The sequence below is a fragment of the Streptomyces sp. ACA25 genome (assembly GCF_028200735.1).
In the GTDB taxonomy this organism is placed as follows: domain Bacteria; phylum Actinomycetota; class Actinomycetes; order Streptomycetales; family Streptomycetaceae; genus Streptomyces.
Genome location: NZ_JAQKPV010000009.1, coordinates 155,993 through 180,561 on the forward strand (window position 1 = coordinate 155,993; position 24,569 = coordinate 180,561).

The 24,569-nt window shown below is 69.3% G+C and carries 21 protein-coding genes; 4 read left to right on the plus strand and 17 right to left on the minus strand.

From position 1 onward, the window contains the following. Positions 1–139: 139 nt before the first annotated feature. The 11 genes from PJ985_RS15735 to arc form a co-directional block, all read right to left on the minus strand. The gene (locus tag PJ985_RS15735; protein WP_271684386.1) at positions 140–364 is read right to left on the minus strand and encodes a hypothetical protein; all 225 of its coding nucleotides are present in this window, start codon (positions 362–364) and stop codon (positions 140–142) included. 171 nt (positions 365–535) lie between these two features. Next, positions 536–1,510: a helix-turn-helix transcriptional regulator gene (locus tag PJ985_RS15740; protein WP_271684387.1), complete on the minus strand. Its 975-nt coding sequence runs from the start codon at positions 1,508–1,510 to the stop codon at positions 536–538. A gap of 14 nt (positions 1,511–1,524) precedes the next feature. Further along, positions 1,525–2,478, minus strand: a complete 954-nt coding sequence (locus tag PJ985_RS15745; RefSeq protein WP_271684388.1) for a helix-turn-helix transcriptional regulator — start codon at positions 2,476–2,478, stop codon at positions 1,525–1,527. A 136-nt stretch (positions 2,479–2,614) separates the two neighbouring features. Beyond that, on the minus strand, positions 2,615–2,986 hold the full coding sequence (locus tag PJ985_RS15750; protein ID WP_271684389.1) for an FKBP-type peptidyl-prolyl cis-trans isomerase: 372 nt from the start codon (positions 2,984–2,986) through the stop codon (positions 2,615–2,617). 87 nt (positions 2,987–3,073) lie between these two features. Continuing rightward, positions 3,074–4,099, minus strand: coding sequence for an FKBP-type peptidyl-prolyl cis-trans isomerase (locus tag PJ985_RS15755; RefSeq protein ID WP_271684390.1), 1,026 nt, complete (start codon positions 4,097–4,099; stop codon positions 3,074–3,076). 128 nt (positions 4,100–4,227) lie between these two features. Continuing rightward, positions 4,228–5,589, minus strand: a complete 1,362-nt coding sequence (gene pafA, locus PJ985_RS15760; protein ID WP_271684391.1) for a Pup--protein ligase — start codon at positions 5,587–5,589, stop codon at positions 4,228–4,230. Between the two features lie 150 nt (positions 5,590–5,739). After that, positions 5,740–6,597, minus strand: coding sequence for a proteasome subunit alpha (prcA, locus tag PJ985_RS15765; RefSeq protein WP_271684392.1), 858 nt, complete (start codon positions 6,595–6,597; stop codon positions 5,740–5,742). A 67-nt stretch (positions 6,598–6,664) separates the two neighbouring features. Continuing rightward, positions 6,665–7,510 carry a proteasome subunit beta gene (gene prcB / locus PJ985_RS15770; RefSeq protein WP_271684393.1) on the minus strand — a complete coding sequence of 282 codons (846 nt, stop codon included), beginning with the start codon at positions 7,508–7,510 and terminating at the stop codon, positions 6,665–6,667. 254 nt (positions 7,511–7,764) lie between these two features. Continuing rightward, positions 7,765–7,983, minus strand: a complete 219-nt coding sequence (locus tag PJ985_RS15775) for a ubiquitin-like protein Pup (RefSeq protein ID WP_271684394.1) — start codon at positions 7,981–7,983, stop codon at positions 7,765–7,767. 120 nt (positions 7,984–8,103) lie between these two features. Further along, entirely contained in the window at positions 8,104–9,615 is a 1,512-nt protein-coding gene (gene dop, locus PJ985_RS15780) for a depupylase/deamidase Dop (RefSeq protein WP_271684395.1), read from the minus strand. Positions 9,616–9,783: 168 nt separating this feature from the next. Further along, positions 9,784–11,550, minus strand: a complete 1,767-nt coding sequence (gene arc, locus PJ985_RS15785; RefSeq protein ID WP_271684396.1) for a proteasome ATPase — start codon at positions 11,548–11,550, stop codon at positions 9,784–9,786. A 244-nt stretch (positions 11,551–11,794) separates the two neighbouring features. Between arc and PJ985_RS15790 the strand changes: the two genes are divergently transcribed. Further along, positions 11,795–12,106, plus strand: a complete 312-nt coding sequence (locus PJ985_RS15790; protein ID WP_271684397.1) for a ferredoxin — start codon at positions 11,795–11,797, stop codon at positions 12,104–12,106. A 40-nt stretch (positions 12,107–12,146) separates the two neighbouring features. Here PJ985_RS15790 and PJ985_RS15795 read toward each other — a convergent pair whose 3' ends face one another. The 3 genes from PJ985_RS15795 to PJ985_RS15805 form a co-directional block, all read right to left on the minus strand. Continuing rightward, entirely contained in the window at positions 12,147–12,704 is a 558-nt protein-coding gene (locus tag PJ985_RS15795) for a hypothetical protein (protein ID WP_271684398.1), read from the minus strand. A 130-nt stretch (positions 12,705–12,834) separates the two neighbouring features. Beyond that, positions 12,835–13,734: a tRNA (adenine-N1)-methyltransferase gene (locus PJ985_RS15800; protein WP_271684399.1), complete on the minus strand. Its 900-nt coding sequence runs from the start codon at positions 13,732–13,734 to the stop codon at positions 12,835–12,837. Between the two features lie 48 nt (positions 13,735–13,782). After that, entirely contained in the window at positions 13,783–15,027 is a 1,245-nt protein-coding gene (locus tag PJ985_RS15805; protein WP_271684400.1) for a site-2 protease family protein, read from the minus strand. A gap of 165 nt (positions 15,028–15,192) precedes the next feature. Between PJ985_RS15805 and PJ985_RS15810 the strand changes: the two genes are divergently transcribed. Then, positions 15,193–16,164 (plus strand): RecB family exonuclease, encoded by a 972-nt coding sequence (locus tag PJ985_RS15810; protein ID WP_271684401.1) that lies wholly within the window; start codon positions 15,193–15,195, stop codon positions 16,162–16,164. Between the two features lie 44 nt (positions 16,165–16,208). Continuing rightward, the gene (locus PJ985_RS15815; protein ID WP_271684402.1) at positions 16,209–16,877 is read left to right on the plus strand and encodes a response regulator; all 669 of its coding nucleotides are present in this window, start codon (positions 16,209–16,211) and stop codon (positions 16,875–16,877) included. A 153-nt stretch (positions 16,878–17,030) separates the two neighbouring features. Here PJ985_RS15815 and PJ985_RS15820 read toward each other — a convergent pair whose 3' ends face one another. The 3 genes from PJ985_RS15820 to metH form a co-directional block, all read right to left on the minus strand. Beyond that, positions 17,031–18,629, minus strand: coding sequence for an ABC transporter substrate-binding protein (locus PJ985_RS15820; RefSeq protein WP_271684403.1), 1,599 nt, complete (start codon positions 18,627–18,629; stop codon positions 17,031–17,033). A gap of 329 nt (positions 18,630–18,958) precedes the next feature. Then, entirely contained in the window at positions 18,959–19,681 is a 723-nt protein-coding gene (locus PJ985_RS15825) for an HAD family hydrolase (RefSeq protein ID WP_271684404.1), read from the minus strand. Between the two features lie 164 nt (positions 19,682–19,845). Beyond that, a complete protein-coding gene (metH, locus tag PJ985_RS15830; RefSeq protein WP_271684405.1) occupies positions 19,846–23,364 on the minus strand; it encodes a methionine synthase in 3,519 nt (1,172 codons plus the stop codon). A 337-nt stretch (positions 23,365–23,701) separates the two neighbouring features. Here metH and PJ985_RS15835 point away from each other — a divergent pair, with 337 nt between their 5' ends. Beyond that, entirely contained in the window at positions 23,702–24,544 is an 843-nt protein-coding gene (locus PJ985_RS15835) for an MIP/aquaporin family protein (RefSeq protein WP_271684406.1), read from the plus strand. Positions 24,545–24,569: the final 25 nt, after the last annotated feature.

The window sequence follows — 24,569 nt, forward strand, 5'->3', positions numbered from 1 at the left end:
GTCTACCTTCTCATCCGGGATGTGCGGGCTTCCTCTGCGCCGGTGGAACGGTGCTGTTCCTCGCCCCGGCCGGTCGGCACACGGACCAATCCTAACGTGCGGGGGTGAGCACTGGGCAATGCCCGGGCGGCCGTCATCCTCAGCCCTCGCCGCGCCGCACGGTCTCCCGGCGCAGGGACTCGCCCCGCGCGGCCAGCGGTCCGGCGGCGCGTTCCAGGTCGTCGGCGGCCCGGGTGATGCGCTCCGCGCTGTCCCCCACGGCCCGGGAGAATCTGCGGACTTCGAGCCCGACCCGCACCGCGAGCACCCCGAGAACGGCGACTCCGCAGAAGGCGAGGGCAAGATGCAGCATCGGCCAGAACATGGCCAGAAGCTTAGGCGATGCCCCTGGCGGTTTCCGCGGGGCGGCCCCGGTGCCGACGGGAGCCGGACGCGTTGCCACCTGCAGGAGGGCCGTTCCGGCGTGGCGTACCGTGCGGGAGGAGCACTCGCGGACAGCCCCGTTTTTCTCCCCGCAGGAGCCGGAAAGCTCCGGCTAGGCGAGCCCGGCCTCCTCGTAGCCGGCCAGGGCGGCCCGTGCGGCGCCCTGGGCGGTGGCCACCAGCTCGGGCGGGGAGACGATGCGCCCGTCGCCACCGAGCCGCAGGGCCAGCCGCCGCAGGGTGGCGGGCTCGGGCGTGCGCAGAGTGACCCGCAGGCCCCCGTCGGGTAGCTCCTCAGCCGTGTCGTGCGGGTAGTACTCGGCGACCCACCGGCCGCGAGGGCCCACCTCGATCACGACTTCCGGGTCCGCCGGGGAGGGCTGCACCAGCCCCGCGCTGAGGTCCCGCGGCTCCACCGGCGGCGGGTCCGCCGGGGTGTCCAGCAGCTCGATCCGGGCAACCCGGTCGAGCCGGAAGGTGCGCCGCGCCTCCGATCTGCGGCACCATGCCTCGACATAGGTGTGGCCCACGGCGAAGAGCCGGATGGGGTCGATCTCCCGGTCGGTGAGCTCGTCCCGGCCCGGTGAGTAGTAGCGGATCCGCAGCCTGCGACGTTCCGCGATCGCACGATCCACCTCGGCGAGGACGCCGCCCTCGGACTCGAAGGTCACCGAGAGCCGGGAGCTGGCACCGGCGCTCTCCCCCGCCGCCGCCTCCAGCTTGGCGGTCGCCCGCAGGAGTGCGTCCCGGTCGCTGTCACGCAGACCGGGCAGAGTGGCGCAGGCGCGCGCGGCGACCAGCAGAGCGGTCGCCTCGTCGGCTGCGAGCCGCAACGGCTCCCCCGCACCGGTGCCCACCGCATCGGCGTTGTGCCACCAGATGTGCTCACCGTCGGTGTCGATGTCCAGCAGGTCCCCGCCTCGGAAACTGGTCCCGCACATCGGCAGCACACTCAGGTCGGAGATCAGTTCGTCCTGGGTGATGGAGAAGGCACGGGCCACCTCGTCGACCCGGGCTCCCGGCCGATCCCGCAGGTACGTGACCAGGGACAGCAGCCGTCTGGTGCGGTCGATGGCATTGGCCGCCATGTCGTGTAGCCCTCTCAGCCCTTGGCCACGGCACGCAGCCGGTCGACCACGTCGGCCCGCAGCTCCGCGGGTTCCAGCACCAGCACATCGGGACCGAACTCGGCGAGCCAGGCACCCAGACCGTGACCGTACGGGATCACCAGCTCGTCCCACTCCCCGTTCACGCGGAGCAGTTCCGTGGCGCGGGCCCGCAGCGGGTATCCGCAACCCGCGCGCAGCCGGACCCTGGCGCGTTCCTTGGCGCTCTCCCCCGCCCACCGTGCGACGGTCTCCCGAAGGGCCACCTGACCGGGCACCTCCGTGGTGAAAGCCCCGGCACGGGACTTGACCCGTCCGGTGATCCGTGACAGCCGGTACACCCGCTCGGCTCCCCGGTCGCGGTCCCAGCCGGCCAGATACCAGTGGCCGCGCCAGCACTCCAGGGCCCACGGCTCGACCTGCCGGGTGCCGGACCGGGCGGCATCGGAGCGGCGGTAGTCGAAAACAACCGGGCGCCGGTCCCGGCAGGCGATCATGAGCGGCTCGAAGGCTGCCTCACCCGCGGGGATGCGCGGCTCCAAGGTGCTGTAGGGCTCCTGGCCGCGTTCGGCGACCGGCATGCCTGCTGCCCGCAGCTTCTGCAGGGCTCCGCTGGCGGCTCCGGCCAGCCGGGCCTGCTGCCACACCCGGGCGGCCAACCCCAGGGCGGCGGCTTCCGCCGCGTCCAGTGCCACCGGCGGGAGCCGGTTGGAGGCACGGCGGGCGACGTAGCCGACCTCTCCGTCGAGGCCTTCCACCGTCTCGATGATCATGCCGAGTTCGCGCAGGTCGTCCTTGTCACGCTCGAACATCCGGTTGAACGCGTCCTCGCTGCCCGCCTCGATGTACGCCTCGATGGAGGTCCGCAGCTCCCTCTTGCTCAGCGGGCGTCCAGTTCCGAGCAGGCACAGTGCCAGGTTCATCAGCCGCTCGGCCTTGGCAATGGCCATCCACGCCCCGCCCTCTCGTGTTTCACTCTCGCCGACCGACCGTACCCCTCCCGGCACCGGGAGCAAAGCCGCGGGCCCGCCTCCTGCGGAGGCGGGCCCGCGGCGGCCCTGCCCGTTACGGCAGACCGGGTGGCACTCAGACCGAGACGAGGTCGCAGACAAAGATCAGTGTCTCGCCCGGCTTGATCGCACCGCCGGCGCCACGGTCCCCGTAGGCCAGGTGGGGCGGAATGGTCAGCCGGCGACGGCCGCCGACCCGCATACCCTGCACACCCTGGTCCCAGCCCTGGATGACCTGGCCGGCACCCAGCTGGAAGCGCAGCGGCTGACCACGGTTCCAGCTGGCGTCGAACTCCTCACCGGTGCTGAAGGAGACACCGACGTAGTGCACCGCGACGGTAGCCCCGGGCTCGGCGACGGGTCCGTCGCCCTCCCACAGGTCCTTGCTCTCCAGCTCGGCCGGCGGCTCGCCGCCCGGGAAGTCGACCTCGGGCTTTTCGATGTTCACGAGATTGCTCCTATGACGGAATTGCTGACAGCGGGGCCAGTCTTGCAGGTCACGCGGGGGCACGGCGGCAGGAACGGCGAAGAGCAGTCAGATCGCGTCAAGAATATCAACGACGAAGACCAGGGTGTTCTCGGCGAGCTCGTGGTCCTCCTGCCCGCCGTACGCCATGTCCGGCGGGAGGACCAGCAGGACCCGGTCACCGACGTTCTTCCCGACCAGCGCCTCGTCCCAGCCGGGCACGACCTGGCCGACACCGATGACGAACTTGGCGGCACCGCCCCTGTCCCAGGAGGCGTCGAACTCTTCGCCGTCCTCCCAGGTGACACCCGTGTACTGGGCGATCAGCTGCTGCTCGGCAGCGACCTCGGGACCATCGCCCTGGACGAGCACCTGCTGCTGAAGCTCGGTGGGAGCGTCCGCACCCTCGGGGATGGTGATCCCGGCGGACTCGGCTTCGCCGGCCTCGACCTCGGGCATTCCCTCCTCCGAAGCGGCCTGCTCGCCCTCCGCACTCCCCTGCGCGTCGATGACCGTGACGATGTCGTAGACGAAGACCACGCTGTCTCCGGGGCCGAAACCGAGCTGGTCGGCCTGCGGCCCGATGAGCTCCAGCGCACTGCCCTGCACAACCACCCGGCTGCCCTCGGCCATGCCGGTCAGCGGGTCGGTGACGGACAGCGGGAGGATCTCCTCGGTCCCCGCCTGCACGGCCGCGTACACCGGCTCCCGGTCCTCCTCCTCCGCGGGCTCCTCCTCGGCGCCTTCCTCGACGGGCGGTGTGATGGGCTGCCAGGTGTTGACCAGGGCCTCATCCTCATCCAGCCCGCTGGCGAAGACGCTGAGCCGCATGAAGTCGCCCTCACCGACCTCCGGCCCGTCACCCTCCTCCAGGACGGTGACGACAGTCTCCTCGCTCTCCTCCGCGTCGTCTTCGACCTCGATGTCCGGCTCCTCGCCGAACGAGCCCGAGACCGTGGCCAGGGGGAAGGAGACGGCCGCGTCGGACGAACCTGCGTCGTCGTCGGAGTTGTCCCCACCGCAGGCCGCGGTGAGCAGGAGGGCAGGAACTGCAAGCAGCGCGACGGCGCGACGTGCCTTCTTCGTGGGGATCATCAGTCCAACTCGCGGTAGGGACGGCCGGGGGGGACCCGCTTGTCCGCACCACCCTAAAGCCTCGGCTCACGGAGCCCCCGGCCCCGGCACCGGGGGTTTTCGGACCGGGGACGAGCGCCCGGCAGCCGTCACATGCCGGCGATCAGCTTCTCCACCCGCTCGTCCACCGACCGGAACGGGTCCTTGCACAGCACCGTCCGCTGGGCCTGGTCGTTGAGCTTGAGGTGGACCCAGTCGACGGTGAAGTCGCGGCGCTGTTCCTGCGCCCGGCGAATGAAATCGCCACGCAGCCTGGCGCGGGTGGTCTGCGGAGGGACGGACTTGCCCTGGAAGATCTTGAGATCGCTGCAGACACGCTGCGCCTGGCCCTTGCGTTCGAGCAGGTAGTAGAGGCCGCGACGGCGGTGGATGTCGTGATAGGCCAGGTCTATCTGGGCAACCCTGGGGTTGGACATGGCCATGTTGTGCTTCGCCCGGTACCGCTCGATCAACTGGTACTTCATCACCCAGTCGATCTCGGTGTTGATCTTGTCGAGCTCCTGCTCCGCAATGGACTGCAGCGCCCGGCCCCAGAGCTCGAGGACCTGCTCGGTCAGGCCGGTGCGCATCCCCCGGCGCTCACAGAAGTCCAGGGCCTTCTCGTAGTACTCCTGCTGCACCTCCAGGGCGGAGGCCTCCCGGCCGGTGGCCAGACGTACTTTGCGCTGCCCCGTCATGTCATGGCTGACCTCACGGATGGCCCGGATCGGGTTCTCCAGGGTGAGGTCCCGCATCACGGTGCCGGCCTCGATCATGCGCAGCACCAGGTCGGTGGCGCCGACCTTCAGGAGCATGGTGGTCTCGGACATGTTGGAGTCGCCGACGATGACGTGGAGCCGTCGGTACCGCTCCGCGTCCGCGTGCGGTTCGTCCCTGGTGTTGATGATGGGCCGGGAGCGGGTGGTGGCCGAGCTGACCCCTTCCCAGATGTGCTCGGCCCGCTGACTCACACAGAACACCGCGCCACGGGGCGTCTGCAGCACCTTGCCGGCCCCGCAGATCAGCTGCCGGGTGACCAGGAAGGGGATCAGCACGTCGGCGAGCCGGGAGAACTCCCCGTGCCGCGCCACCAGGTAGTTCTCATGGCAGCCGTAGGAGTTGCCGGCGGAGTCGGTGTTGTTCTTGAACAGATAGACATCGCCCGCGATGCCTTCCTCGTGCAGCCTTCGCTCCGCGTCGACGAGCAGCCCTTCCAGGATCCGCTCGCCCGCCTTGTCGTGGGTGATGAGCTCGATGACATCGTCACACTCCGGAGTCGCGTACTCCGGATGCGAGCCGACGTCCAGATACAGCCGGGCGCCGTTCCGCAGGAACACGTTGCTGCTGCGGCCCCAGGAGACGACTCGGCGGAAGAGGTACCGCGCCACCTCGTCCGGAGACAGCCTGCGCTGTCCACGGAACGTGCAGGTGACGCCGTACTCGTTCTCCAGCCCGAAAATTCGGCGGTCCATGAGTGAACATTACGCCTGGGAGGACCTTCTGAAACCGGCGGCGAGGCCCGCGTTTCGATCATTTTCGGACCGGCCCCCCGATTCGGACACACCGCGTGGAACGGTGAGCACACCCCGGGTGCCCGGCAGCTGCCCTCCAGCGCCGGGCTTCTACTCCGGGCGGTCGGGCTTCTCCGGCTGCTCCTTCTCCGGCCGCCCGCCGGACTTCGCCGACGGGCCGGGATCCGACGGGCCCTCGGAGCCGCCGCTCGTCTCCGCCGCTTCCTTGACGGACGGCTCGCCGTCACCGTCCGCGTCCGGAGCAGTGGTGCCGCCGTCGAGCAACCGGGACAGCTGCCCACCCAGGATGCGTTTGAACTTGCGCTTCTGGGGGCGCGTGCGGTCCAGCACCGCCACCTCGAGCTGGTCAGCGGTCAGCTCGCGCTCTCCGCCGTTGTTGTCCCGGGCGAGAGAGGCGACTGCCAGCTTGAGAGCCTGGGCCAGGGTGATGCCGTCCTCGTGACGCTCATCGAGGTAACTGCTGATCTGGTCGGAGCTGCCGCCCACCGCGACCGAGCCGTGTTCGTCAACGATCGAGCCATCGTGCGGAAGACGGTAGATCTGGTCGTCCTCGGGGGCATCCCCGACCTCGGCGACGATGAGCTCGACCTCGTAGGGCTTCTCCGCCGCGCTGGAGAAGATCGTGCCCAGCGTCTGGGCATACACGTTGGCCAGGCCCCGGGCCGTGACGTCGTCCCGGTCGTAGGTGTAACCGCGCAGGTCGGCGTACCGGACCCCGCCGATCCGCAGGTTCTCGAACTCGTTGTACTTGCCCACGGCCGCGAAGGCGATGCGGTCGTAGATCTCGCTCACCTTGTGCAGCGCCCGGGACGGGTTCTCGGCCACGAACACGATGCCGTCGGCATACTGCAGCACCACGACGCTGCGCCCCCGCGCGATGCCCTTCCGGGCATACTCCGCGCGGTCCGCCATCGCCTGCTGGGGTGACACATAGAACGGTGTCGTCACCGGCTGTCCGTCCCTTCCTGTCCGTTGTGGTCCGGGTATCCGCTATACCCGGACCGCTGTGCCGAGCCTAGTGAAGCGGGGCCTGCGGCCCGTTGGGCAACTGCAGGCGGCCGTCGAGCACCGTCCGGGCGATCCCGGAGACTTCCGACTCGGAGAGTCGCCGGTACCCCTCCTCGGTGATCACCGCGACGATGGGGTAGATCCGCCGCGCCACGTCCGGCCCTCCGGTGGCGGAGTCGTCGTCAGCCGCGTCGTAGAGGGCCTGCACGACCACGGTGGCGGTCTGCTCCTCCGTCAGATCCGAGCGGTGCAGCTTCTTCAGCGCGCCACGGGCGAACACCGAGCCGGAACCGACCGCGGTGAAGCCGTACTCCTCCGACCGGCCGCCCAGCACGTCGTAGGAGAAGATCCGGCCCGTCCCACGAACCAGGTCGTACCCGGCGAACAGCGGGACGACCGCCAGCCCCTGCATGGCCATGCCCAGGTTGCCGCGAATCATCGTGGACAGCCGGTTCGCCTTGCCCTCGAGGGAGAGCGTGGCGCCCTCGACCTTCTCGAAGTGCTCCAGCTCCAGCTGGAAGAGCTTGACCATCTCCACCGCGAGGCCCGCGGTGCCGGCGATCCCGACGGCCGAGTACTCGTCGGCCGGGAACACTTTCTCGATGTCCCGCTGCGCGATGATGTTGCCCATGGTGGCCCGCCGGTCACCCGCCAGCACCACACCTCCTGGGAAGGTGGCCGCGACGATCGTCGTGCCGTGCGGGGCCTCGACAGCCCCCTTCACCGGCGGCAGGGCCCGGTTGCCGGGGAGTTGCTCCGGCACGTGCGCGGTCAGGAAGTCCAGGAACGAGGCGGAGCCCGGGGTGAGGAAAGCAGCCGGGAGTCGCCCCTGGCCCTGGGAATTGGCTACCACAGATTTCCCTCCAGATGATGAGAACGGCCCGCTGGATCATGGCCGACCCGGTCCCCGGCAAGCCGTGGGCCGAAGCAGAGTACGTGACGGACCCTACCCGGCAGGCAGCGGTGATCCACCTACGGCCGGAGATGATCCACTTGCGGCCGGAAAGGGACGGCGGGCCGGTGTCACCGGCCCGCGCGGCACCGGGAGGCCCCGCCGGCCGCACCGCTGCGGACTGCCCGGCGGGAACCCCCTGCGGAGCCCGGCGGCTACTCGCCGCCCTTCTGGACGAACCCCCGGACGAAGTCCTCGGCGTTGGCCTCCAGGACCTCGTCGATCTCGTCGAGGACGGAGTCCACGTCGTCGTTGAGCGCCTCCTGGCGCTCCTTGAGCTCCTCGGTGGCCTCGGCGTCCTCCGTCTGCTCCTCGACTTCCTCGGTGGTGCGCGACGCCTTCTGCTGGCCGCCGCCGGTGTCCTTGGTCGCCATGTACCTCACCCCGCACAGTTCGGTGTACAGAATCAGACCCTACTAGCAGGGGCTGACATCGGCCCTTCCGTTTCTCCCACGTTCCGGAGTCACCTCGATCATTCCCTGATCCTGGGGGAATCAGCCTCCCGAGAGAGCCCGGAGAAGATCTTCCGCCGACTCGCACCGGTCGAGCAGATCCTTGACGTGCTCACGTGTACCGCGCAGCGGATCCATGGTCGGAACCCGCTGCAGGGAGTCGCGGCCAGGGAGGTCGAAGATCACGGAGTCCCAGGACGCGGCGGCGACATCGTCCGCGTACCGCTCCAGGCAGCGGCCCCGGAAATATGCCCGGGTGTCCTCCGGAGGGCTGCTCCGTGCCCGGCGGACATCTTCCTCGTCCAGCAGCCGGGTCATGCTTCCGCGGGCCACGAGACGGTTGTACAGGCCTTTCTCCGGCCGCACGTCGGCGTACTGCAGGTCCACCAGGTGGAGCCGGGCAGCATCCCAGCCGAGACCGTCACGCCTGCGGTAGCCCTCCATCAGCTCCCGTTTGGCCACCCAGTCGAGCTCCCCCGACAGACTCGCGGGGTCGGTCTCCAGCCGGCCGAGCACGTCCTCCCAGCGGGCAAGGACATCGGTGGTCTGGGCGTCGGCGTCGGCGCCCCAGCGCTCCTCCACGTACTTGCGCGCCAGCTCGCAGTACTCCATCTGCAACTGCACCGCGGTGAGCGTGCGACCGCTGCGCAGGGTGATCAGCTCACTCAGCGTGGCGTCGTGACTGACCCTGTGCAGGGTGCGCACCGGCTGGTCCACCGCCAGGTCCACCGCGATGAAGCCGTCCTCGATCATCGACAGGACCAGGGCGGTGGTGCCGAGCTTGAGGTAGGTGGAGATCTCCGAGAGATTCGCGTCGCCGATGATCACATGCAACCTGCGGTATTTCTCGGCATCCGAGTGCGGCTCGTCGCGGGTGTTGATGATCGGTCGCTTGAGGGTCGTCTCCAGACCGACCTCGACCTCGAAATAGTCCGCGCGCTGGCTGATCTGGAACCCGTGCTCGCTGCCGTCCTGCCCGATTCCGACCCGGCCTGCCCCGCAGACGACCTGACGGGAGACGAAGAACGGGGTCAGATGGCGCACGATCTCGGAGAACGGCGTCTCCCGCTTCATCAGGTAGTTCTCGTGCGTGCCGTAGGAGGCGCCCTTGTTGTCGGTGTTGTTCTTGTAAAGGTGGATGGGGTGGGTGCCGGGGACCTGTGCGGCGCGCCGGGCGGCCTCGGCCATGATCCGCTCACCCGCCTTGTCCCACCGCAGCGCGTCCATCGGGTTGGTGGTCTCGGGTGCGCTGTACTCCGGGTGCGCATGGTCGACGTAGAGCCGCGCACCATTGGTCAGGATGACGTTGGCCAGCCCGATGTCCTCGTCGGTGAGCTGGCTGGCGTCGGCTCCCTCCCGGGCGAGGTCGAATCCGCGGGCGTCCCGCAGCGGGTTCTCCTCCTCGAAGTCCCAGCGGGCCCGCCTGGCCCGCTGCATCGCGGCCGCGTAGGCGTTCACGACCTGGGACGAGGTGAGCATGGCGTTGGCGTTCGGATGGCCGGGCACGGAGACGCCGTATTCCGTCTCGATGCCCATCACTCGCCGTACAGTCATGCGGCCCTCCTTGCCCGGCAGCGCTCCCTTGTCGGCCGGCTGTGCCCTCGAGCCTAAGCGGCACGGGCTGCGACAGGCAGCGCGCTGCGGGTTTCCTGTGGACGGTTCGGGAGTGCGTCCGGCTGCGGAGCCCGCCCTTCGCGTGCTCCGCAGCCGGACCTTTCGCACTTACAGGTACTGACCGGTGTTCGCCACGGTATCGATCGACCGACCGGTGTCGGCGCCCTGCTTGCCGGTGACGAGCGTCCGGATGAAGACGATCCGCTCGCCCTTCTTCCCGGAGATGCGTGCCCAGTCGTCGGGGTTGGTGGTGTTCGGCAGGTCCTCGTTCTCCTTGAACTCATCGACACAGGCGGCGAGCAGGTGGGCGACCCGCAGCCCTTTCTGGTTCTGGTCGAGGAAGGCCTTGATGGCCATCTTCTTCGCCCGGTCGACGATGTTCTGGATCATGGCTCCGGAGTTGAAGTCCTTGAAGTACAGGACCTCCTTGTCACCATTGGCATAGGTGACCTCCAGGAAGCGGTTCTCCTCGCTCTCGGCGTACATCTGCTCGACGACGGACTGGATCATCCCGCCGACCGCGGCCTCCCGGCTCCCCTGGTGCTCCGACAGGTCATCGGCGTGCAGCGGGAGCCTGGGGGTGAGGTACTTGGAGAAGATGTCCTTTGCCGCCTCGGCGTCCGGACGCTCGATCTTGATCTTCACGTCGAGCCGGCCCGGCCGCAGGATCGCCGGGTCGATCATGTCCTCGCGGTTCGAGGCGCCGATGACGATGACGTTCTCCAGGCCCTCCACGCCGTCGATCTCGGAAAGCAGCTGCGGAACGATGGTGTTCTCCACGTCCGAGCTGACGCCCGAGCCGCGGGTACGGAAGAGGGAGTCCATCTCGTCGAAGAAGACGATGACCGGAGTGCCCTCGCTCGCCTTCTCCCTGGCCCGCTGGAAGACCAGGCGGATGTGCCGCTCAGTCTCGCCGACGTACTTGTTGAGCAGCTCCGGACCCTTGATATTGAGGAAGAAGCTCTTGCCCGCCGGCTTGCCGGTGACCTCCGCCACCTTCTTCGCCAGGGAGTTGGCGACGGCCTTGGCAATCAGTGTCTTGCCGCAGCCGGGCGGCCCGTAGAGCAGGACGCCCTTGGGCGGACGCAGCTCGTGCTCCTTGAAGAGATCGGGGTGCAGATAGGGGAGCTCGACGGCGTCACGGATCAGCTCGATCTGCCCACCGAGGCCGCCGATCCGGGTGTAGTCGATGTCGGGGACCTCTTCGAGGACGAGCTCCTCGACCTCGCTCTTGGGGATGACCTCATAGACGTAACCGGACCGGGGTTCCAGGAGCAGAGCGTCACCGGCGCGCAGCGTGGCGTCCATGAGCGGCTCGGCGAGCCGCACCACCCGCTCCTCGTCGGTGTGCCCGACCACCAGGGCACGGTCGCCGTCCTCCAGGATTTCCTTGAGGGTGACGATCTCGCCGGCACTCTCGAACTCCATGGCCTGGACGACGTTCAGCGCTTCGTTGAGGAGCACCTCCTGGCCGCGCCGGAGCTCCTCCGTCTCGATACCTGGACTGACATTGACCCGGAGTTTGCGGCCTCCGGTGAAGATGTCCGCCGTGCCGTCGTCGTTGGCGTGCAGGAAGACACCGAAGCCGGCCGGCGGCTGGGCGAGCCGGTCGACTTCCTCCTTGAGGGCCACGATCTGGTCCCGGGCCTCGCGGAGGGTTCCGGCGAGCCGCTCGTTCTGTGCGGAGACACCGGCCAGATTGGTCTGCAGCTCGACGATCCGCTCCTCGAGGATCCGAGTGTGCCGCGGAGAGTCCGCCAGCTTTCGGCGCAGGGCGGTGATCTCCTGCTCAAGTTCAGCAACCTGCCGGGCCGGGTCGTCGGACCCCCGACCGGGTCGGATGCCGCGGTTCATGTCGTCATCGTGGGATGCCACGGTCCTCACCTCCTCCAAGGGGAGCTGGACGCTTCCAGACCCTACCTGGAGCGATGTCCTTCGAAACCCCTAGATCAACAATGACTGTCAGGCTGTGTCCGATCTTCACCCTTGCGCACTCCCTCCGCCAGGGGAATACCCACCCAGCGGCATCGGAAAGCTGTCGGTTGTATGGTCGTAAGCGGTCAACACCCGTCGGGTATGGCTCTCTTTGGAAGCGTACGCAAGAGGAACGGCAGGCAGGATGACCGTGCAGGACAAAGCCCCCGAAGATCTCGAGGTCTGGATCGATCAGGATCTGTGTACCGGTGACGGGATCTGCGCCCAGTACGCCCCGGAGGTCTTCGAGCTCGATATCGACGGGCTGGCCTACGTGAAGCCGCCCGTCCCGGCCGGCGAGGAAGCGGATCTGCTGACCGCGCCGGGCGCCGCTGCCCCTGTTCCGCTGCCCCTGCTGCGCGACGTCGCGGCGTCCGCCAAGGAGTGCCCGGGCGACTGCATCCATGTGCGCCGCGTCTCGGACGGGGCGGAGGTCTACGGCCCGGACGCCGAGTGACCGCGGACGCCGGTTGCCGGGTCCGCGGGCCGGCCGCGGTTCAGGCGTCAGCCGTGGTCATGGGAGTGGCCTGGGTGCGGACCAGCCCGCCGTTCTCCCAGTGCCAGCTCGCCCGCCCTTCCTGGTCGGGGCAGCAGCGGGGCACCTCCGGTGAGGAGTAGCCGAGCAATACGACCGAAACGCTGCCGTTCTCCACGGTGAGCTGCTGGACAGTCATGCCGTCCTCAGGGTCGACCAGAACCTCCGCCACCCGCGGCGGCCCTTCGCCGGCCGGCGGGCCGGTGAGCACGTAGAGCCCGCTGGGCGGGGTGCCCGTTCCGGTGTCGCAGCGGACGGCCGCGAACGTCTCCGGGCGGCCGTCCCCGTCGAGATCCCCCACCGCCCGGTCGGTCACCGCGATACCGTCCGGGCAGTCCAGCGGATAGGCGGCGGCCTCCGGGTTCGGGCCGCCGGAGGCGGCGGCCGGGCTGGCCGTGGCATCAGGGGGCTGGACCAGGGCCGCACCGCCGGCCACGACGGCCAGGGCGGCAGCAGTGACTATCCAGTGCACCGCTCGGGTGGGGGTGGGCGCGAGGTCGGGGCCTGCCGTGGGCTGCACGCGAGAGTTCTCCTGTGAGAGCCGGCGAAGCGGGGATGGCCGCATCGTGTCATATCTCACAACCGGGGAGAACGGCCGGGTCCCCTGCGCAGCGGAACCCGGCCGGTCTTCTCGTTACGGGGGCGGGCGGTCAGCCGCGCCCGCTGCCCGATCCCGGCCCGGTGTAGTCGTCGCCGTACGCCCCGGGGGCGGGGCGGCGGCGACGCAGGGGCGGTTCCACTCCATCCGCCAGGCGCCGGGCGGTGAGCAGGAAGCCGGTGTGACCGATCATCCGGTGGTCCGGGCGCACTGCAAGCCCTTCAACGTGCCAGGTCCGGACCATGGTCTCCCATGCCGTCGGCTCGGTGAAGGTGCCGTGCTCCCGGATCGTCTCCACCGTGCGGGCGAGCTGGGTCGTGGTGGCCACGTAGGCGCACACCATCCCGCCGGGGACGAGGGCCTTGGAAACGGCGTCCAGGCACTCCCAGGGGGCCAGCATGTCCAGGATGACGCGGTCGACGTCAGGGTCGCTGAGATTGTCCTGCAGGTCACCCACGGTGAGCTGCCAGGCGGGGTGAGGGCTGCCGAAGTATCGCTCGACATTGGACCGGGCGATGTCGGCGAAGTCTGCGCGCCGCTCGTAGGAGTGCAGCATCCCCTGTTCGCCGATGGCCCTCAGCAGGAAGGTGCTCAGCGAGCCGGAGCCGACTCCTGCCTCGACGACACGGGCGCCGGGGAAGATGTCGGCCATGGCGAGGATCTGCCCCGCGTCCTTGGGGTAGACGACGGCAGCGCCACGGGGCATGGAAAGGACGTAGTCGGGGAGCAGGGGGCGCAGCGCGAGGTAAGCGACGTTTCCGGTGGTACGGACGACGGTTCCTTCAGGGGCACCGATCAGCTCGTCGTGCGGGAAGGCACCCTTGTGGGTGTGAAAGCTCTTCCCGGCTTCGAGCGTGAAGGTGTAGTGGCGGCCCTTCGGGTCGGTGAGCTGAACCTGGTCCCCGACCTGGAAGGGCCCGCGGCGGCGCGCGGCACCGGTCGGTTCGGACATGTGCGCCAGCGTAGTCCAGCAGACACGTCGGACCGTAATCGAGGCGGCTCAGTCCGACGTGCGGCCGGCGGGCCGCTTCGCCATGGCGTCCAGGAAGGCCCGCTCCACATCGGCAGCGGACAGCACGCCGTAGATCTCCCCGGTCGTCTCGACCACGAGGTACTCGGAGACCGGAGTGGCCCGCAGGCGGTCCAGCAGTGCCTCGCCGGCGAGATCGGCGGGGACCCGCATGCCCTCGGTGAGTTCCTGGGCCAGCGTGCCCACCGGCACCCACGGACGGCGGTGCTCCGGCACACCGGCGATGCCTGACTCCCGCACGAGGGAGAGGGGTTCACCGTCGGGGCCGACGACGACCAGAGCCCGTGCGCCCGCCTCGTTGGCCCGGCGCAGCGCCTCGGAGAGCGGCGTCCCGGCGGCCACCGGAACGCCCCGGCGGCTGAGGACCCGGGCCTGGAGCGCGGGCAGCCGCTCGCGGAGCCGGGCCATCCGCAGGCTGTTGCCCGCGCCCGTCCAGATGATCGCGGCGAGGACAGCCGCCAGCAGGCCGTCGATGAGGGAGTCGACCCCGGTGAAGGACTCGCGTTCGGTCAGCCCGGTGGTGTGGGTGGCCAGCGGCAGGCCGATGAGCACGGTGAGGGCCAGCCCTCGGCCCGTCCAGGCGGCGGCGACAGTGCCGGTCATGGGCCTGCCGGTGAGCTGCCAGATGACGGCTCGGAGCATTCGTCCGCCGTCCAGCGGCAGGCCGGGCAGCAGGTTGAACACGGCGACGAGAAGGTTGGAGAGCATGAGGCCGGTGAGCAGCACACCCGGAACGGTTCCGCTCTCGACCGTGAGCATGCCCGCGTAACAGACACCGGCGAGCACCAGGGAGAGCAGCGGGCCTACGAAGGCGAGGACGAACTCTCTGCCGGGGGTCTCCGATTCCTTCTCGATCTCGGAGACCCCGCCGAAGAACTGCAACTGGATGCGGCGGACAGGCAGCCGGTAGTGGAGCGCCACCACGGTATGGGCGAGTTCGTGGACCAGGACGGAGGCGTAGAAGGCCACCGCGAAGAAGAGCGAGACCAGGTACCGCTCCGCACCGAGCTCGGGCAGTACCCGGCCCAGCTGGTTGCCGAAGAACCAGGTGATGAGGGCCGCGACCAGGAACCAGCTGGGTGCGACGTGAATGGGCACCCCGAAGAGGCGCCCCATGACGATGCTGCCGCCGCCCGGCCACCGCCTTCCCTGGCGTCCGTCGGCTCCCTGCTTTCCGTCGGTGCCCGGCGGCTGCTCTCGCTCCGTGTCTCCCACCGGATCCCCTTGTTGCTGTGCCCGCGAGTGGTCGCTCCGCTCGTCGAGGCGTACGCCCCGTACGCCTCGGGGACCTCCGGAGAACACGATCATGCCTGCCGGCGGGCCCCGCAGTCGATGGTATGCCCCTACGGACTGTCGGTGACCGCCCGTAGGCTTCGTCCCATGGAAGGCCCTGCCGTTACCCGTCCGAGCTCGCTGTCGCCCTCGCGGGCTTCCGATTTCATGCAGTGCCCGCTGCTCTACCGGTTCCGGGTGATCGACAAGCTGCCCGAGGAGCCCAGCCCGGCCGCCACCCGGGGGACGGTGGTGCACGCCGTGCTGGAGCGGCTCTTCGACGTGCCGGCCGCCCAGCGCAGCGTGCCCAGGGCCCGGGCCCTGGTGGTGCAGGAATGGGAGCGGCTGCTCGCCCGGCGTCCGGAGCTGGCTCGGCTGTTCCCCGCGGAGCGCGAGACCGCCGCGGACGGTTCGTCGAGCCGGGACGGCTCCGGGAGTCCGGACGACTCGGACGGGCCCGGCGACACGGACACGGCCCGGCTCGCGGAGTGGCTCGCGGAGGCGGAGGCGCTCGTGGAACGATGGTTCTCTTTGGAGGATCCGGCCCGGCTGGAGCCCGCGGAACGGGAGCTGTTCGTCGAGACGAAGCTTGATTCCGGGCTGCGGCTGCGCGGGGTGATCGACCGGGTGGATGTCGCGCCGACGGGCGAAGTGCGGATCGTCGATTACAAGACGGGCAAGGCCCCGCGTCCGGAGTACTCCGCCGGCGCTCTCTTCCAGATGAAGTTCTACGCTCTGGTGCTGTGGCGGTTGCGCGGAGTGGTACCCCGCCGGCTCCAGTTGGTGTATCTGGGCAGTGGCGATGTGCTGACCTACGATCCGGGCGAGTCGGAACTGCTGGGGGTGGAGCGGAAACTGCTGGCGCTGTGGGAGGCCATCCGGCTGGCGACGGAGACCGGGGACTGGAGGCCGAAGCGCAGCAAACTGTGCGGCTGGTGCGACCACCGGGCTCGGTGCCCGGAATTCGGCGGCACTCCTCCGCCCTACCCGTTGCTCGTGCAGCCTCCGCTCCCGCTGGGTGGGTCCGGCGGGCCGGCGGAGCCCGCCCCGGTCCCGGGAGAGGCGTCCGCCCGGCCGTGAGCAAGAATGAGGGCCCGCTGTCCGACCGGCCCTGGAGGAAACCCGTGGCGATCCGCGTACTGCTGGTGGACGACCAGCCCTTGCTGCGCACCGGTTTCCGGATGATTCTCGAGACGGAGCAGGACCTGGCCGTGATCGGTGAGGCGGGGGACGGACTGCAGGCCCTCGATCAGGTGCGCGCGCTGCAGCCCGACGTGGTGCTGATGGACATCCGGATGCCGCGGATGGACGGGGTGGAGGCCACCCGCCGGATCACCGGACCGACGAAGGACGGGCCCGCCAAGGTGCTGGTGCTCACCACATTCGACCTGGACGAGTACGTGGTGGAGGCGCTACGGGCGGGCGCGAGCGGCTTCCTCCTCAAGGACGCGCCCGCCACGGAGCTGGTGCAGGCGATCCGGGTGGTGGCGGCCGGTGAGGCGATGCTGGCCCCCAGCATCACGCGCCGGCTGCTGGACAAGTACGCGGAGAAGCTGCCCTCGGGTGAGGAGCCGCTCCCCGACGCTCTGCACACACTCACCGAACGCGAACTGGAGGTACTGAAGCTGGTGGCGCGCGGTTTGTCGAACGCCGAGATCGCGGCGGACCTCTTCGTCAGTGAGACGACGGTCAAGACGCACGTGGGGCACCTGCTGACGAAGCTGGAGCTGCGCGACCGGGTACAGGCCGCGGTGTACGCCTACGAGAGCGGGCTGGTGCGTCCCGGCAGCTGACCGCCGGGGCGGCGGCCTGCGCCCGGCTCGCACCGGCCTGCGGAGGGCGGGACGCGCCCGTCCCTCCGCGCCGAGGCCGCCGGGGCCTCCTCACCGCCGGGGAGCGGGAGTCGGTCCGCGACGGCCTCGCACGTCCGGGGGCGGTGCGGCGCGTTACTCCCGGGACGTCTTGCTGATCTCCCAGAACCGGAAGACGGTGGAGGCGTCCAGGGTCCACTGCAGACCGTTGATGCTCTCGGCCGCCACGGCGTACTGCCGTCCCTGCCACAGCGGGATGATCGGGAGCTCCTCGGCGACGATGTGCTGCAGTTCGGCGAAGTCGGCGACGGTCTGGCCCCGGTCGCTCTCCCCGGCGGTACGGGGGATGAGCTCCTCGGTGATGCGGCCGGGCTCGTAGTTGTTGTAGAGCACGTTGTCCTCACCGAAGAAGGGATCGGTGAAATTGTCCGGATCGGGATAGTCGGGCACCCAGCCGCGGACATAGGCGCCGTAGTCCCCGCTCTCCATCCCCTGCTCGTACTCCTCGAGCTCGACGCTGCGCACGGAGACCCGGAACAGTCCGGAGGAGTTGAGCTGTTCGGCGACGTGCTGGAGGGCCGGCACGGTGCCCGGGCCGAAACGCACCGGAGTGCCCCACAGGGTCAGCTCGACCGGCTCGGTGAGTCCTTCGGCACGCAGGGCGGCTTCCGCCTTGTCCGGCTGCGGGTAGTCGCTGTACGCCTCGAAGAAGGCCGTGTTGTGACCGACGATGCCGGCCGGAACGATCGAGTAGAGCGGTTCGGCGGTGCGCTCGTACACGTCCCGCACCAGTGCGGAGCGGTCGAGGAGATGAGCGATCGCCTGCCGCACCCCGAGCTTCCCGGCCGTGTCGTCGTCGAGGTTGAAGACCAGGTGCATCACCTCGGCGCTGGTGCCGTCGACGACCTTGATCCCTCGCTGACCGGAAACCGCGGACATGTCCAGCTCCGCGATGTCCCTGGCGGCGAGCCCACGGTAGGCCAGGTCCACCTCTCCGGCGGTGAGCGCGCTCTTCAGCGCCTCCTGGTCTCCGTCGTACAGCTTCATGGTCATGCCGGAGTTCTGCACCCGCGCAGGGCCGCGGTAGCTCGGGCTGACGGAGAACACCGCCTCCTGGCCGGAGAAGCTGTCCAGGCGGTAGACGCCGGACCCCACCGCCTCGCCGTCGGTGCGCAGCGCGTCGGCCGGGTACTCCCGGTGGTCGACGATGGCTCCGGCACCGGAGGCGATCTTCTGCGGGAAGGTGGCATCCGGCTGGCTCAGATGGAAGACGACAGTGCGGTCGTCGGGAGTCTCGATCTCCTCGATCGTCGAAAGCATCACGGCGGCCGGCCCGTGCTCGTCGTCGATCCGCAGCGACCGCTCGAAGGAGAACTTCACGTCCTCGGAGGTGAGCGGGTTCCCGTTGCTGAATTCCAGCCCTTCCCGGAGGGTGCAGGCGAAGCGCCGGCTCGACTCATCGGTGAAGGCGCACTCCTCGGCTGCCTCCGGCTGGGGCTCGGTACCACCATTGGGGAAGCTCAGCAAAGACTGGAAAACGTTGTTGAAGACCAGCCAGCTACCGGGATCGTAGCCGGATGCGGGGTCGAGGGAAGAGACTTCGTCGGTCATTCCCATGACGATGGGCGGACCATTGCTCTCCCCGCCCTCACCGTCCCACCCGCATCCGGTGAGCAGTGCGGCGGTGATCCCCACCGAGAGTGGGAGCGCTCCCCACTGGACACACTTCCTCACGTACCTGTCCTCACTTCTCCACGAAACGTCCCGGTCCGGGCACTCCGACGAACGGGGCGAACCGCACGAAGGGCCGGGCTCCTTGACATTAGCCGGAGCGAACAGGGCTGGCTGACGGGCCACGGTGCCGGACAGGTCGTCCGGTACTGCAACTACCGGCACGCCGGACCCGCCTCACAGGCCGGAGCTCACCGGGGAAACACGCAGCATCCCGACAAATCCGACAGCGGAACAGTTCCCGGAGTGAGCTGACGGCACCTCACCGCGCACGCCCGGCGCGGGGCGCTCGTGAGGAAGGTCACGGACACCTGTGGCCACGGTGCAAGGATTCAGCCAGTCGGGAGCACCGGACCGAGGGGATCCGCCCACAGTGACCGGATGTAGGGAAGGTCGACCTCGGCCAGCGACCCGACCACGGTCCGGTCCGGGGACGGTGGGACGGGCGCCACAGAGGGCACGGCGATCACCCGGCAGCCGGCAGCCTCGGCAGCGGTGACTCCGGTGAGGGTGTCCTCCACAGCGACGCACCGGGCAGGATCGGCTCCCAGCCCGGCCGCCGCGGCGAGATACGGATCCGGATACGGCTTCGTCCGCCCCAGCTCATCACCGGCCACGGTCAGCGAGAAGTGTTCCGCGCCGATGGATACCAGCATCCGGTCAATGATGCTCCGGTGCGAGGCGGACACCAGAGCGGTGGGCACCTCGTGGGCCGCCAGCTCGGTCAGCAGCCGCTGGGCACCGGGCATCAGGGACACACCGCTGTCCAGGCGCTTCAGGAACGTGGCGTTGAGCAGGACGGTCAGCTCGGCCAGTTCGATGTCCGCGCCGGTCACCTCGATGAGGTAAGCGCCACTGCGGGTCATCGGACCTCCGACCACGACCTCCCGGTGCTCCTCGGCCAGTGTGTGCCCCAACGCACGGAACACCTCCACCTCGGTGTCCCACCAGAAGCCCTCGGTGTCGACGAGGGTGCCGTCCATGTCGAGAAGCACGGCCTGCGGAGCCGGGACGGCGGTCGTGCGGGTGTCCACTGCGGGGATGAAGCTCGTCATACGCAGGCACCTCCGTGAGGGGACGAGAAGGCCGGTCGTCGGCTCCCTGTGCAGGGAGCCGACGACCGGCCTTCACCGGACGGATCATTCTATGTGCGGGGCCGGACGAGCACCTTCCCATTCAGCCGAACGGGTGAGGCTCCGTATCCCGGGCGAAGTACCTTTCAGCGGGCGTTGAAGTAGGTGGCTTCGGGGTGGTGGAGGACGAGGGCGTCGGTGGATTGTTCGGGGTGGAGCTGGAACTCCTCGGAGAGTTTGACGCCGATGCGTTCGGGCTGGAGGAGGTCGGCGATCTTCGCGCGGTCCTCCAGGTCGGGGCAGGCGGGGTAGCCCAGGGAGTAGCGGCAGCCTTGGTATTCGGTGCGGAACATGCCGCTGAGGTGGTCGGGATCGTTGCCGGCGATGCCGAGTTCTTCGCGGGTGCGGGCATGCCAGTATTCGGCGAGTGCTTCGGCGAGCTGGACGGACAGTCCGTGGAGTTCGAGGTAGTCGCGGTAGGAGTTGCTTTCGAAGAGTTCGGCGGTGGCTTCACCGATGCGGCTGCCGACGGTGACGATCTGGAGGGCGACAATGTCCGTTTCGCCGGAGCTCTTGGGGCGGAAGTAGTCAGCCAGACAGAGCCGGCGGCCGCGGGACTGCCGGGGAAAGGTGAACCGGGTGCGTTCGGTTCCGTCAGGGTGAAGCAGGACAAGGTCGTTGCCTTCGGCGTGAGCGGGGAAGTAGCCGTGCACGACTGCGGCTTCGAGAAGATTGTCGGTGTGCAGGCGTTCCAGCCAGCCGCGCAGCCGGGGGCGGCCCTCGGTGGCGAGGAGTTCCTCGTAGCCGGGGCCGTCGCCGCTGCGGGTGCCTTTCAGCCCCCACTGGCCTTTGAAGAGGGCGTCCTCGTCGAGCCAGGCGGCGTACTCCTTCAGGGCGATGCCCTTGACGACGCGGGTGCCGATGAAGGGGGCCCGCGGGACGGGGACATCGGTGGCCACGTCGGAACGTACGGTTACCTCGGCGGTGTTCCCCTGCGGCGGGGCGGCGGGCTGTTCGCGGTGCGGGACGCGGCGTTGCTTCAGTGGGGGGAGAACGGCGCCGGGCACGCCGCGTTTGACGTTGATGAGGGCGTCCATGAGCCGCAGGCCCTCGAAGGCGTCGCGGGCGTAGCGGACTTCGCCGTCGTAGAGGGCGTGGAGGTCCTGTTCGACGTAGGCACGGGTGAGGGCGGCACCGCCCAGGATGACAGGGTAGTCGGCGGCCATGTTGCGGGTGTTGAGTTCCTGGAGGTTCTCTTTCATGATGACGGTGGACTTGACCAGGAGTCCGGACATGCCGATGACGTCGGCGCGGTGTTCGCGGGCAGCGTCCAGGATCGCGGAGACGGGCTGTTTGATGCCGAGGTTGACGACGGTGTAGCCGTTGTTGGACAGAATGATGTCGACGAGGTTCTTGCCGATGTCGTGGACATCACCGCGGACGGTGGCCAGCACAATGGTGCCTTTCCCGTCGTCGTCGGTTTTCTCCATGTGCGGTTCCAGGTACGCGACCGCGGCTTTCATGACCTCGGCGGACTGCAGGACGAAGGGCAGTTGCATCTGGCCGGAGCCGAAAAGCTCTCCGACGACCTTCATACCTGCCAGGAGGGTGTCGTTGACGATGGCCAGGGCGGGCCGCTGGGCCAGGGCGGCGTCCAGGTCGGCTTCCAGGCCCTTGCGTTCGCCGTCGATGACGCGCCGCTGGAGCCGTTCCTCCAGTGGCAGAGCGGCCAGCTCCTCGGCCCGGCCTGCCTTGACCGCCTGGGCATCGACCCCCTCGAACAGCTCCAGCAGGTGCTGCAGCGGGTCGTAGTCGGCACGCCGCCGGTCGTAAATCAGGTCAAGCGCTGCCTGTACCTGCTCCTCCGCCAGGCGGGCGATCGGCACGATCTTCGAGGCGTGCACGATCGCCGAGTCCAGCCCCGCCTTCACACACTCATCGAGAAACACCGAGTTCAGGACCTGTCGGGCAGCCGGGTTCAGCCCGAAGGAAATGTTCGACAGCCCCAGCGTCGTCTGCACCCGCGGGTGCCGCCGCTTCAGCTCCCTGATCGCCTCGATCGTGTGCACGCCGTCCTTGCGGGACTCCTCCTGCCCCGTGCAGATCGTGAACGTCAGACAGTCGACGATGATGTCGGACTCCCCGATGCCCCAGTTCTCCGTCAGATCGGCGATCAGCCGCTGCGCCACCGCGACCTTGTGCTCCACGGTGCGGGCCTGACCCTCCTCGTCGATGGTCAGCGCGATGAGCGCGGCGCCGTGCTCGGCCGCCAGTGCGGTCACCTGCGCGAATCGCGACTGCGGCCCGTCGCCGTCCTCATAGTTGACGGAGTTGATGACCGCCCGGCCCCCGAGCTTCTCCAGCCCTGCCCGCAGCACAGCCGGCTCGGTGGAATCCAGCACCAGCGGCAGCGTCGAAGCCGTCGCCAGCCGCCCGGCCAGCTCCGCCATGTCCGCCGCCCCGTCCCGGCCGACATAGTCCACACACACATCGAGCAGATGCGCCCCCTCCCTCATCTGCTCGCGGGCGATCTCCACACAGTCGTCCCAGCGCCCCTCGAGCATCGCGGTGCGGAACTTCTTCGACCCATTGGCGTTCGTGCGCTCCCCGATCGCCAGATACGAGGTGTCCTGCCGGAACGGCACCGCCTGGTACAACGACGACGCCCCCGCCTCCGGCCGCGGATCCCGCACCCCCGGCACCACACCCCGTACCCGCTCCACCACCTGCCGCAGGTGCTCGGGGGTCGTCCCGCAGCACCCCCCCACCAGCGACAGTCCGAACTCCGCCACGAACCCCTCGTGCGCGTCCGCCAGCTCCTCCGGCGTCAGGGGATAGTGCGCGCCGTCCGAGCCCAGCACCGGCAGACCCGCGTTCGGCATGCACGAGACCGGCACCGAAGCATGCCGTGCCAGGTACCGCAGGTGCTCACTCATCTCCGCCGGACCCGTCGCGCAGTTCAGGCCGATCATGTCGATGCCCAGCGGCTCCAGCGCGGTCAGCGCCGCCCCGATCTCCGAGCCCAGCAGCATCGCACCCGTTGTCTCCACCGTCACCTGAACGAGCACCGGCAGTTCGGCGCCGGTTGCCGTCAGCGCGCGCCGGGCACCGATCACCGCCGCCTTGGTCTGCAGCAGATCCTGCGAGGTCTCCACCAGCAGCGCATCCGCGCCCCCTGCCACCAGCCCTTCCGCGTTCTGCTGGTACGCGTCCCGCAGCACCCCGTAGGGGGCATGCCCCAGCGTCGGCAGCCTGGTCCCCGGACCCATCGAACCCAGCACCCACCGCGCCCGGCCGTCACCCGCGGTGAACCCGTCAGCCACGTCGCGGGCGACCCGCGCTCCGGCCTCCGACAGCTCAGCCACCCGCCCGGCGATGTCGTACTCCGCCAGCGCCGCGAAATTCGCACCGAAGGTGTTCGTCTCCACACAGTCCACACCGACCGCGAAATACTCCTCATGCACCGCCCGCACAATGTCCGGACGCGTGACATTCAGAACCTCGTTGCACCCCTCCAGCTGCTGGAAATCCTCCATCGACGGGTCCGCCGCCTGCAGCATCGTCCCCATCCCGCCGTCCGCCACCACCACCCGCGAAGCCAGTGCTTCGCGCAGGGCTGCGGCTCGGTCGGGCTGAGTGGCGGGGGGCAGGGTGGGCATGGCCATGGCAGTACTCCCAGGGGTGCGACGGCTGTCGGCTTTGCGCTCCCGGACAGGGAGCGCACCCGGTCAGCGTATCCGCCCGGTCCCCCATCGGCGGGAACCGTCCCGATGACCGGACAGTCCCGGCCCCGGCTCCGGACCGGGGCGGCCGGCGTCACCGTCCGGGCCACACAAGGCGCACGACGCGCCTCTCACGCAAGATGGACATCTGACCGGTCCTTGTTTCGGTCCTGCCGACAGGGGTCATCCGAGAGGAAATGCTGTCCTCTCCCGATCGACGATGCCGAACGAGGGGCGGCGGTCAGCGGGATCCCTCCGGGCAACCGACAAAGGAGTCAGTGTGTCCAGCTCCGACATCTTCATGGGTGAGATCCTCGGCACCGGCCTGCTCATCCTGCTCGGGTGCGGCGTGGTCGCCGCCGTGACCCTGAAAAAGTCCAAGGCGTTCGGCGCAGGCTGGCTCGCCATCACCTTCGGCTGGGGTCTCGGCGTCCTCACCGGTGTCTACGCCGCCGTGGAGATCTCCGGCGCGCACATCAACCCCGCCGTCACGGTCGGACTCGCCATCGACACCGGCGAGTGGGGCGACGTGCCGGTCTACTTCGCCGGTCAGCTGGTCGGTGCGATGATCGGGGCCACGCTTGTCTGGGTCGCGTACTTCGGGCATTTCGAGGCACACCTCAGAGACCGGGAGATCGTCGGCGGTTCCGGCATTCCCGGTGCGTCCGCGACCCAGGAGAACGAGCAGGGCCCGGGCCCGGTGGAACGGGCCGAAGCACCCGCGGAGAGCGCTCACCCCTCACCGCCGAAACAGGGGCCGGTGCTCGGCATCTTCGCCACCGCCCCGGAGATCCGCAACCCCGTGCAGAACCTCGCCACGGAGATCGTCGCCACCCTCGTGCTGCTGCTGGCCATCCTCGGCATGGGGCTCAACGACGGGCTCCAGCTGAGCGGGGCCGCCGGGCTCATGGTCGCGCTGGTCGTCGTCGGGATCGGTCTCTCCCTCGGCGGGCCGACCGGTTACGCGATCAACCCGGCCCGCGACCTGGGCCCCCGCATCGTGCACGCCCTGCTGCCGCTGCCCAACAAGGGGCGCTCCGACTGGGGCTACGCCTGGGTTCCGGTAGTGGGCCCCCTGATCGGCGCCGCCCTCGCCGCCTGGATCTTCCAGCTCGTGACCTGACCTCCCCCGCACCGTCTCCCGTCCG

Excerpts from the sequence above, each read along its gene's own strand:
- PJ985_RS15790 (WP_271684397.1), top strand. The coding sequence starts at position 11,795 with ATGACCGTGCAGGACAAAGCCCCCGAAGATCTCGAGGTCTGGATCGAT.
- PJ985_RS15755 (WP_271684390.1), bottom strand. The coding sequence starts at position 4,099 with ATGATCCCCACGAAGAAGGCACGTCGCGCCGTCGCGCTGCTTGCAGTT.
- PJ985_RS15735 (WP_271684386.1), bottom strand. The coding sequence starts at position 364 with ATGTTCTGGCCGATGCTGCATCTTGCCCTCGCCTTCTGCGGAGTCGCC.
- PJ985_RS15740 (WP_271684387.1), bottom strand. The coding sequence starts at position 1,510 with ATGGCGGCCAATGCCATCGACCGCACCAGACGGCTGCTGTCCCTGGTC.
- pafA (WP_271684391.1), bottom strand. The coding sequence starts at position 5,589 with ATGGACCGCCGAATTTTCGGGCTGGAGAACGAGTACGGCGTCACCTGC.
- dop (WP_271684395.1), bottom strand. The coding sequence starts at position 9,615 with ATGACTGTACGGCGAGTGATGGGCATCGAGACGGAATACGGCGTCTCC.
- PJ985_RS15810 (WP_271684401.1), top strand. The coding sequence starts at position 15,193 with ATGGAAGGCCCTGCCGTTACCCGTCCGAGCTCGCTGTCGCCCTCGCGG.
- PJ985_RS15775 (WP_271684394.1), bottom strand. The coding sequence starts at position 7,983 with ATGGCGACCAAGGACACCGGCGGCGGCCAGCAGAAGGCGTCGCGCACC.
- PJ985_RS15825 (WP_271684404.1), bottom strand. The coding sequence starts at position 19,681 with ATGACGAGCTTCATCCCCGCAGTGGACACCCGCACGACCGCCGTCCCG.
- PJ985_RS15745 (WP_271684388.1), bottom strand. The coding sequence starts at position 2,478 with ATGGCCATTGCCAAGGCCGAGCGGCTGATGAACCTGGCACTGTGCCTG.
- metH (WP_271684405.1), bottom strand. The coding sequence starts at position 23,364 with ATGGCCATGCCCACCCTGCCCCCCGCCACTCAGCCCGACCGAGCCGCA.
- PJ985_RS15800 (WP_271684399.1), bottom strand. The coding sequence starts at position 13,734 with ATGTCCGAACCGACCGGTGCCGCGCGCCGCCGCGGGCCCTTCCAGGTC.